8 protein-coding genes are annotated in these 8,685 nt (G+C 70.8%); 4 read left to right on the top strand and 4 right to left on the bottom strand.

What is annotated here, in order from left to right:
- Positions 1-24 precede the first annotated feature (24 nt).
- On the bottom strand, positions 25-468 hold the full coding sequence (locus BLQ77_RS25890) for an NUDIX domain-containing protein (protein WP_089964013.1): 444 nt from the start codon (positions 466-468) through the stop codon (positions 25-27).
- Between the two features lie 104 nt (positions 469-572).
- Between BLQ77_RS25890 and BLQ77_RS25895 the strand changes: the two genes are divergently transcribed.
- Complete coding sequence (locus tag BLQ77_RS25895; RefSeq protein ID WP_089964014.1) at positions 573-1,712, top strand: alpha-D-ribose 1-methylphosphonate 5-triphosphate diphosphatase; 1,140 nt, start codon at positions 573-575, stop codon at positions 1,710-1,712.
- A 106-nt stretch (positions 1,713-1,818) separates the two neighbouring features.
- Here BLQ77_RS25895 and BLQ77_RS25900 read toward each other — a convergent pair whose 3' ends face one another.
- The 3 genes from BLQ77_RS25900 to yghU form a co-directional block, all read right to left on the bottom strand.
- Positions 1,819-2,889, bottom strand: coding sequence for a 5-(carboxyamino)imidazole ribonucleotide synthase (locus BLQ77_RS25900; RefSeq protein WP_089964015.1), 1,071 nt, complete (start codon positions 2,887-2,889; stop codon positions 1,819-1,821).
- A gap of 107 nt (positions 2,890-2,996) precedes the next feature.
- Positions 2,997-3,491, bottom strand: a complete 495-nt coding sequence (purE, locus tag BLQ77_RS25905) for a 5-(carboxyamino)imidazole ribonucleotide mutase (RefSeq protein ID WP_008886975.1) — start codon at positions 3,489-3,491, stop codon at positions 2,997-2,999.
- 87 nt (positions 3,492-3,578) lie between these two features.
- Positions 3,579-4,436: a glutathione-dependent disulfide-bond oxidoreductase gene (gene yghU / locus BLQ77_RS25910; protein ID WP_089964016.1), complete on the bottom strand. Its 858-nt coding sequence runs from the start codon at positions 4,434-4,436 to the stop codon at positions 3,579-3,581.
- A 338-nt stretch (positions 4,437-4,774) separates the two neighbouring features.
- On the opposite strand from yghU, the gene BLQ77_RS25915 reads away from it, so the two are divergent.
- The 3 genes from BLQ77_RS25915 (at position 4,775) to BLQ77_RS25925 (ending at position 8,583) form a co-directional block, all read left to right on the top strand.
- On the top strand, positions 4,775-7,195 hold the full coding sequence (locus BLQ77_RS25915) for a ligase-associated DNA damage response DEXH box helicase (protein WP_089964017.1): 2,421 nt from the start codon (positions 4,775-4,777) through the stop codon (positions 7,193-7,195).
- A gap of 275 nt (positions 7,196-7,470) precedes the next feature.
- A complete protein-coding gene (pdeM, locus tag BLQ77_RS25920) occupies positions 7,471-8,136 on the top strand; it encodes a ligase-associated DNA damage response endonuclease PdeM (protein ID WP_089964018.1) in 666 nt (221 codons plus the stop codon).
- A 39-nt stretch (positions 8,137-8,175) separates the two neighbouring features.
- Positions 8,176-8,583, top strand: coding sequence for a PaaI family thioesterase (locus BLQ77_RS25925; RefSeq protein ID WP_089964019.1), 408 nt, complete (start codon positions 8,176-8,178; stop codon positions 8,581-8,583).
- Positions 8,584-8,685: the final 102 nt, after the last annotated feature.

Here is an 8,685-nt window from a genome sequence, read left to right on the forward strand (position 1 = left end):
CGGCGCGGGCGGAGGATGTGCCGCTCATCGCGCCAGCAGCTCCAGCGGGTCGTAGCCCGGCCCCGTGCCCCACGCGACCTCGGGAAGGCTGTCGGGCTTGAAGCGCAGGCCCGCCATCTCGTCGCGGGTGACGAAGCGGCGGGTGTGGACCACGCCCTCGGGATCGCGCCAGGCGTCCGACAGGGTGCCGTCTTCGATGGTGCAGCGGAAGAAGATCTCGACCTGGTGAAAACCGCTGCGGGGCTCGTGGTATTCGTTCACGAGGCAGGGCGGACCGACGGCCACGGTGAGGCCGGTCTCCTCGTGCACCTCGCGGGCGAGGTTGTCGGGCAGCGAGGCGCCGGTCTCGGCGCCGCCGCCCGGGGCGCACCACAGGTCGCTGTGCCCGCCGGGCCAGGCATTGACCAGCAGCAGGCGGTTTTCGTGCAGGATGACGGCGCGACAGGCGAGGCGGTGAGGGCGTGACATGGCGCGGAGGTTTGCACCTTTCGCGGCGGGGCGGAAGGCCGTATTCCCCCCTCCATGACCGGTTTTTTCGCCTTTCTTCCGCCGACCTGCCACGAGGTGCCCCGATGCTGTCGCTGACCTTCGAGGGGGCGCGGGTGATGCGCCCGGACGGCTGGGACGACGCGCCTCTGGCCATCGACGGCGGGCGGGTGGTCGAGGGCGCCGCCGGGCGCCGGGTTGACCTGACGGGCTACGACATCCTGCCCGGCATCGTCGACGCCCATGGCGACGGGTTCGAACGCCACATGGCACCGCGCCGCGGGGCGCTGCGCGAACGCGAGTCAGGCATGGTGGCCTGCGCGGCGGAGCTTGCCGCCAACGGCATCACCACGGCGATGCTGGCGCAGTTCTGGTCGTGGGAAGGCGGCATGCGCGGGCCGGAGTTCGCCGAGGAGGTCTTTACCTCGGTCAGCGCGGTTGCCCCCACGGTGCCGGTGGACCTGCGGCTGCAGCTGCGGCTCGAGACGCATTTCCTCGACAGGTTTGCCGAGGCCGAGGCCGCCGTGGCGCGGCACGGCATCGGCTACGTGGTGTTCAACGACCACCTGCCCCACGCCCGGCTTGCCGAGGGGCGCAAGCCGCCGCGGCTGACCGGACAGGCGCTGAAATCCGGGCGCTCGCCCGAGACCCATCTCGCGCTGATGCAGGCGCTGCACGCCCGCGCCGACGAGGTCCCCGAGGCGCTGGACGGGCTCTGTGCGCGGCTGGCAGCGCGGGGCGTGCGCATGGGCAGCCACGACGACCGGACCGCCGGGGCGCGCGCCGGGTGGCGGGCCCGGGGCGTGCGTGTGTCGGAGTTCCCCGAGACCATCGAGGCGGCGCAGGCGGCACGGGATGGCGGCGACGCGGTGGTGCTGGGCGCGCCCAACGTGGTGCGCGGGGCGAGCCACGCGGGCAACGTGGCGGCGAGCGAGCTGATCGGGCGGGGCCTTTGCGATGCGCTGGCCTCGGATTACCACTACCCGGCGCCGGCGCGGGCGGCGTGGCGCTGCGTTGAGCTGGGGCTGCTGGACGCGCCCGAGGCGTGGCGGCTGGTCTCCGACGGGCCGGCGCGGCTGCTGGGGCTGGCCGATCGCGGACGGCTGGAGCCGGGGCTGCGGGCGGATCTGGTGGTGATGGACCGCGCGACGCGGCGGATCTCGATGACCGTGGCCGGCGGGCAGGTGGCCTGGCTCTCGGGGGCTCTGGCGGGGCGGCTGATCTGAGGGCCGCGCCCGTGGCGGGGGCAGGAGCGAGGGGCCAGCCCCTCGCGCTCCCCGGAGTTTAGGGGCAAGATGAAGGCGGGGCGTGGCGCCCCGGTCCAGACGCGGGTCAGCCGCGGATGATGCGGTTCACGTGGCCCATCTTGCGACCGGCCTTGACGGCGCCCTTGCCGTAGAGGTGGATCGCGGTGTCGGCTTCGCGCGCCAGTTCCGGCAGCCGGTCGAGATCGTCGCCGATCAGGTTCTCCATCTGCACGTCGGCGTAGCGGCTGCCGTCGCCGAGCGGCCAGTTGGCCACGGCGCGGATGTGCTGTTCGAACTGGTCGATGGTGCAGCCGTTCTGGGTCCAGTGGCCGGAGTTGTGGACCCGCGGCGCCATCTCGTTCACCAGCAGGCCCTGCGGCGTCACGAAGAGCTCGACGCCCATCACGCCCACGTAGTTGAGCGCGTTGAGGATCTGCGCCGCGAGCAGCACCGCGTCGGTGCGCTGCTTGCCGGAGAGGCGCGCAGGCACGGTGGTGGTGCGCAGGATGCCCTCGCGGTGGATGTTCTCGCCCGGGTCGAAGCAGGCCACCGAGCCGTCGGCGCTGCGGGCGGCGATCACCGAGACCTCGCAGGAGAACTCGACGAAGCCCTCGAGGATGGCGGGCGCGCCGCGCATGTCTTCGAGTGCCTTTGCGGCGTCCTCGGGTCCGAGGATTCGCGCCTGGCCCTTGCCGTCGTAGCCGAAGCGGCGGGTCTTGAGGATTGCGGGCGTGCCGATCACCTCGAGCGCCGCGGCGAGGCTGTCGGCGTCGGTGATGTCTGCGAAGGGCGCGGTCCTGAGGCCCAGATCGGTCAGGAAGGTCTTCTCGGTGAGCCGGTCCTGGCTCACGCGCAGCGCCTCGCGTCCGGGACGGATCGGGCGCAGCTCCTGCAGCACGTCGAGCGCCGCGGTGGGGATGTTCTCGAACTCGTAGGTGATCACGTCGACCGAGGCCGCGAATTCCGCCAGCGCGTCGTGGTCCTCGTAGGAGGCGGTGGTCACAGCATCGGCCACGTGGCCGGCGGGCGGGTTCGCCCCCGGCTCGAAGACGTGGGTGCGCAGGCCGAGGCGGCTGGCCGCGACCGAGAGCATCCGGCCGAGCTGTCCGCCGCCGAGAATGCCGATGGTCGCTCCTTGGGGAAGTTGGTCGGACATGGTCTGCCTCCGGTGCTGGGTGTCTCGGGGCGGTTCTGTCGCGAAACGCCGCCGCAGGCAAGCGGGCATTGCCCCGGACGCGCCGCCGGAGCGGCGCCGGGCCCGCCTCAGCCGCGCTCGGGCTCGTCGGGGATCGAGGCGGACAGCGCGTCGCGCCAGGCGTCGAGCCGGTCGGCGAGAGCCGGGTCCTGCAGCGCGAGGATACCCGCGGCCATGAGCCCTGCGTTGGCCGCGCCGGCACCGCCGATGGCCATTGTGCCGACCGGGAAGCCGCGCGGCATCTGGACGATGGAATAGAGGCTGTCGACACCCGAGAGCGCGCGCGTCTGCACCGGCACGCCGAGCACCGGCACGCGGGTCTTGGAGGCCATCATGCCGGGCAGGTGCGCGGCACCGCCGGCGCCGGCGATGATCACCTGCAGTCCGCGCTCGGCCGCGGTCTTGCCGTAGCTCCAGAGCCTGTCCGGCGTGCGATGCGCCGAGACGATCCTCACCTCGTAGCGCACGCCCAGTTCGTCGAGAATCCGTGCGGCCTCTTCCATGGTCGGCCAGTCCGACTGGCTGCCCATGATGATCCCGACCTTGACCGCCTCTTCCGCCATTCCGTGCCCTCTGCCCTGAAAGAAGCCCGCACTATAGCGGTTGGCCGTCCCTTGTCCATGCGGCAGGGGACGGCCGGGGGACCTGTGTCAGGCCGGCATCTTGTCCTGCGTCCGGCTGTCGAAATCCGAGGCCGCGTGACGCTCGTGCAGCTGCTCCGAGGGCTCGCCCGAGGTCTTGTTGACGATGCGGCCGCGTTGCACCGCCGGACGCTCGGCGATCTCGTCGGCCCAGCGGATCACGTTCTTGTAGCTCTGCACGTCGAGGAACTCGCCCGCGTCGTAGGCGCCGCCATGCACGGTGCGCCCGTACCACGGCCAGATCGCGATGTCGGCGATGGTGTAGTCGTCGCCGGTGACGAACCTGCGGTCCGAGAGGTTGCGGTCGAGCACGTCGAGCTGGCGCTTCACCTCCATGGCGAAACGGTCGATGGGGTATTCCATCTTGTAGGGCGCATAGGCATAGAAATGCCCGAAGCCGCCGCCGAGGTAGGGCGCGCTGCCCATCTGCCAGAACAGCCACGAGAGCATCTCGGCCCGGTCCTCGGGCTTGCCGAGGAAGGCGCCGAACTGCTCGGCGAGGTGCATCAGGATGGCGCCGGATTCGAAGACCCGCACGGGCTTGTCGCCGGAGCGGTCGAGCAGCGCCGGGATCTTGGAGTTCGGGTTCACCTCGACAAAGCCCGAGCCGAACTGATCGCCGTCGCCGATCTTGATCAGCCACGCGTCGTATTCGGCGGCGTGGCCAGCAGCGAGCAGTTCCTCGAACAGGATCGTCACCTTCTGCCCGTTGGGCGTGGCGAGGCTGTAGAGCTGGAACGGGTGCTCTCCGGTCGGCAGCTCCTTGTCGTGGGTCGCCCCCGCGATGGGACGGTTGAGCGACGCCCACTGGCCGCCGTTCTCCTTTTCCCAGGTCCAGACCCGGGGCGGGGTGTACTCTTCGGTCATTGGCGCATTCCCTTCCGATTGTTCCCCGTGAAACGTAACGACGCATCGGGGAAATGCCAGACCCGGACCTGTGCCACGCTGCACAGGTCCCTCGCGCCCGGACGCGCAGGACAGAGATCAGGCGGCCGGGTCGCATCTGTCGCGGAAATGCCCGGCCATGAGGCGGTCCCGGGACGGGATGTCGCGCATCGGGACCATGCCGACGGGCGCGCGCCCGGAACTGGCGATGGGCAGGGAACGGCAGCCGCCGCCGCTGCGCCTTCGTCAGACGGGGGATTCCGGACGTCGCGGCGCAGCGCACGTTTCCCTTCTGTTCGTGCGCCCCTATCTTCCCCGACATGAGAGCGCTTCCCCCCCCCCTCCAAGGCTGGTTCGACCGGCGAGGCTGGCAGATCCACCCGCACCAGAGCGCCATGCTCGAGCGGGCGGACGCGCCCTGCCTGCTGCTGATCGCGCCGACCGGCGGCGGCAAGACGCTGGCGGGGTTCCTGCCGACGCTGGCCGAGCTGACCGAGGCGCCGCGCAGCGGGCTGCACACGCTCTACGTCTCGCCGCTCAAGGCGCTGGCCGCCGACATCCGGCGCAACCTGCTGATCCCCATCGAAGAAGCCGGGCTGCCGATCCGGGTCGAAGACCGCACCGGCGACACCCCCGCCAGCCGCAAGAAGCGCCAGCGCGCCGACCCACCGCACATCCTGCTCACCACGCCCGAGAGCCTCGCACTGCTGACCTCCTACGAGGACGCGCCGCGCATGTTCGCGGGGCTGCAGCGGGTGGTGGTGGACGAGATCCACGCGCTGGCGGAAAGCAAGCGCGGCGACCAGCTGATGCTGGCGCTGGCGCGGCTGCAGGGCATGTGCCCCGACCTGCGCCGTGTCGGGCTCTCGGCCACGGTCGAGGATCCGCAGGCCATCGCCCGGCTGCTCGCCCGCCATCCCGACCCCTGCGAGATCGTCGAGGCCGACCCCGGCCCCGAGCCCGACATCTCGATGCTGGTCACCGAGGCCGCACCGCCGTGGTCCGGGGGCGGCGCCGCCTACAGCATTCCCGCGGTGCTCGAGCAGGTGAAGCAGCACCGCACCACCCTGATCTTTCACAACACGCGGGCGCAGGCCGAGATCTTCTTCCACAACCTCTGGCTCGCCAACGAGGACGCGCTGCCCATCGGCATCCACCACGGCTCGCTCGACCGAGGCCAGCGCGAAAAGGTCGAGGCCGCGATGGTCCGGGGCGAGCTGCGCGCCATCGTCTGCACCGGCTCGCTGGACCTCGGGATCGACTGGGGCGACGTGGACCTGGTGATCCAGATCGGCGCGCCGAAGAACGTCAAGCGGCTGGTGCAGCGCATTGGCCGGGCCAACCACCGCTACAACGCGCCATCGAAGGCGCTGCTGGTGCCCGCCAACCGCTTCGAGGTGGTCGAATGCCTCGCCGCGCTAGAGGCGGTGAAGGAGCACGATCTCGACGGCGAGTGGCGCGGACGCGGGCCACGCGACGTGCTCTGCCAGCACATCCTCATCGCCGCCTGCGCCGGGCCGTTCGGGGCCGATGCGCTTTACGCCGAGATGACGCAGGCCGGGGCCTACGCCGACCTCACCCGGGCCGAGTTCGACGCCTGCCTCGCCTTCTGCGCCACCGGCGGCTACGCGCTGCGGGCCTACGACCGCTGGCAGCGCTTGCTGCAGCGCCCGGACGGGCTCTGGCAATTGCGCGACCCGCGCTCGGCGGCGCGCATCCGGCAGAACATCGGGACGATCCAGGACACCGACACCCTGAAAGTCCGCTGGCGCGGCCGTGGCGGCGCGCCGCTGGGCGAGATCGAGGAAGGCTTCGCCACCTCCCTCAGCCGCGGCGACACCTTCCTCATCGGAGGCCAGATCGTGCGTTACGAGGGCCTGCGCGAAATGGTGGTCGAGGTCACCCGCGACGCCGCGAAGAAGCCCAAGATCGCCACCTTCATGGGCACCAAGTTCGCCACCTCGACCCAGCTCTCGCACCGCATCCTGCGCATGTTCCGCCAGCCCGGCTGGCCCGGCCTGCCCGCCCACACCGCCGAGTGGCTGGCGCTTCAGCGCGAGGTCAGCCGCCTGCCCGAGCCCGGCCGCCTGCTGATCGAGAGCTTCCCCCACGACGGGCGCGAGCAGCTTGTGGCCTATGGCTTCGCCGGGCGCAACGCCATGCAGACGCTGGGCCTTCTGCTCACCAAGCGGATGGAGGAAGAGGGGCTCGCCCCCATGGGCTTCGTGTCCTCGGACTACGCGGTGCTGATCTGGGGGCTGGACGCGGTGACCGATCCCGCGCCGCTCTTCGACCTCGCCAAGCTCGAGGCAGGGCTCGAGACATGGCTGCAGGGCAACGCGGTGATGAAGCGCACGTTCCGGGCCTCGGCCACCATCGCCGGGCTCATCGAGCGCAACACCGCGGGCCAGCGCAAGAGCGGGCGGCAGGCCACGATGTCGTCGGACATTCTCTACGACACACTCGTCAAATACGACCCCGACCACATCCTGCTGCAGATCACCCGCGAGGAGGCGATGCGCGGCATGGTCGATTTCTCCCGCATCCGGGAGATGTGCGAACGGGTGGGCGACCGCATCGACTTGCTGCGGCTGGACCGGGTCTCGCCGCTCTCGGCGCCGCTCTTCCTCGAGCCCGGACGGGTGCCGATCGCCGGCAGCGCGGACGAGCGGCTGCTGCGCGACGAGGTGACGGCGCTTCTCGACAGCTCGGGCCTCGCGCTGATTGACAAGGCAAAGTGATTACCGCTCAGGCAGAGTGTCGCCTCCAGGGACTCAATTGCTTGCGTTGCCGGCGCCAAGTCGGCGACCCTTGGTGACAGATTCTTTGTTTTTAGAGCGATGACGCGATTTCCAAGAAATCCATTTCCAAAGGGCTGGTGGATTCTGCCCGGCATTGTCCTCGGCCTGCTGGCGTGGTGGTGGATCGTGCGTGCGCTCGGCCGTGTCATGTGCGTATCGCCCGAGTGATCGCCGCCCCCTTGTCTCGCTCCCCCGATTGCGGCAAGGAACATCCCATGAACACCCTCCGCTTCACCTTCCGCGGCGCCGAGCTTGCCGCGCTGCCCTCGGGCGCGCTCTACTGGGAAGACGAGCGGCTGCTGGTGGTCTCGGACCTGCATTTCGGCAAATCCGCCCGGCTCTCGGCGATCGGCGGCGCGGCGCTTCCACCCTACGAGACGCAGGAGACGCTGCTGCGGCTCGAGACGGATCTGGCCGAGACCGGGGCTGCCCGGGTGATCTGCCTCGGCGACAGCTTCGACGCCCGCGGCATCGCCGACGAGATGCCCGAGCGCGAACGGCTCTGGATCGCGCGGCTGCAGGCGGGCCGGGACTGGACATGGATCGAGGGCAACCACGACCCGGGCCCGGTCGCGCTTGGCGGCAGTCACCGCGCCGAGTTGCGGGTCCGCGAGCTTGCGTTCCGGCACATCGCCACGCCCGACGCCGAGGGCGAGGTCTCGGGGCACTACCACCCCAAGGCGCGGCTGCGGCTGCGTGGCAGGGCCCTGACGCGGCCCTGTTTCCTCGTGGACCGGGCACGGCTGATCCTGCCCGCCTATGGTGCCTACACCGGAGGGCTGCACTGTGACGCGGCGGTGCTGACCGGGCTCATGGCACCCGGGGCCACGGCGATTCTCACCGGGCCGTCGCCTGTGGCGATCCCGATGCCGCGCGGCTGAGGCTTGCCAAGCGCCGGGTCGCATGGCCTTCTGCGCGGCATGGATCTCGAGAAACGGATAAGGTCGAGCTTCGACCGGCAGACGATGATGCAGACGATCGGCGCGCGGCTGGTTTCGGTGGCACCCGGCGCGGTGAGCATCGAGGCGGCGGTCCGCGGCGACCTGCAGCAGCAGCGCGGCTTCGCCCACGCGGCGCTGGCCTTCGCCATCGGCGACAGCGCCGCCGGCTACTCGGCGCTCACGGTGATTCCCGAGGACCACGACGTGGTGACCTCGGAAATGAAGATCCACCTGCTGGCCCCCGCCCGGGGCGAGACGCTGGTGGCCCGGGGCCGGGTGGTGAAACCCGGCCGCAGGCTGGTGATCGTCACGGCGGATGTCTTCGCGGTGGCGGACGGGGCCGAGACCCACGCCGCCCTTCTCACCGGGACGATGGTGCCGCTCTGAGCGGCACCCGCAGGGATCAGGCCGTCAGCCCCTCGGGCTCGGCCAGGCCGTTCGCCCGGCAGCAGGCGGTGACGGTGTTGGCCAGCAGGCAGGCGATGGTCA

This window comes from Salipiger thiooxidans (assembly GCF_900102075.1).
GTDB lineage: Bacteria > Pseudomonadota > Alphaproteobacteria > Rhodobacterales > Rhodobacteraceae > Salipiger > Salipiger thiooxidans.

What these genes read in the sequence shown, in the direction of transcription:
- BLQ77_RS25890 (WP_089964013.1), bottom strand. Translation starts at nt 468, where the DNA reads ATGTCACGCCCTCACCGCCTCGCCTGTCGCGCCGTCATCCTGCACGAA.
- BLQ77_RS25895 (WP_089964014.1), top strand. Translation starts at nt 573, where the DNA reads ATGCTGTCGCTGACCTTCGAGGGGGCGCGGGTGATGCGCCCGGACGGC.
- BLQ77_RS25900 (WP_089964015.1), bottom strand. Translation starts at nt 2,889, where the DNA reads ATGTCCGACCAACTTCCCCAAGGAGCGACCATCGGCATTCTCGGCGGC.
- purE (WP_008886975.1), bottom strand. Translation starts at nt 3,491, where the DNA reads ATGGCGGAAGAGGCGGTCAAGGTCGGGATCATCATGGGCAGCCAGTCG.
- yghU (WP_089964016.1), bottom strand. Translation starts at nt 4,436, where the DNA reads ATGACCGAAGAGTACACCCCGCCCCGGGTCTGGACCTGGGAAAAGGAG.
- BLQ77_RS25915 (WP_089964017.1), top strand. Translation starts at nt 4,775, where the DNA reads ATGAGAGCGCTTCCCCCCCCCCTCCAAGGCTGGTTCGACCGGCGAGGC.
- pdeM (WP_089964018.1), top strand. Translation starts at nt 7,471, where the DNA reads ATGAACACCCTCCGCTTCACCTTCCGCGGCGCCGAGCTTGCCGCGCTG.
- BLQ77_RS25925 (WP_089964019.1), top strand. Translation starts at nt 8,176, where the DNA reads ATGGATCTCGAGAAACGGATAAGGTCGAGCTTCGACCGGCAGACGATG.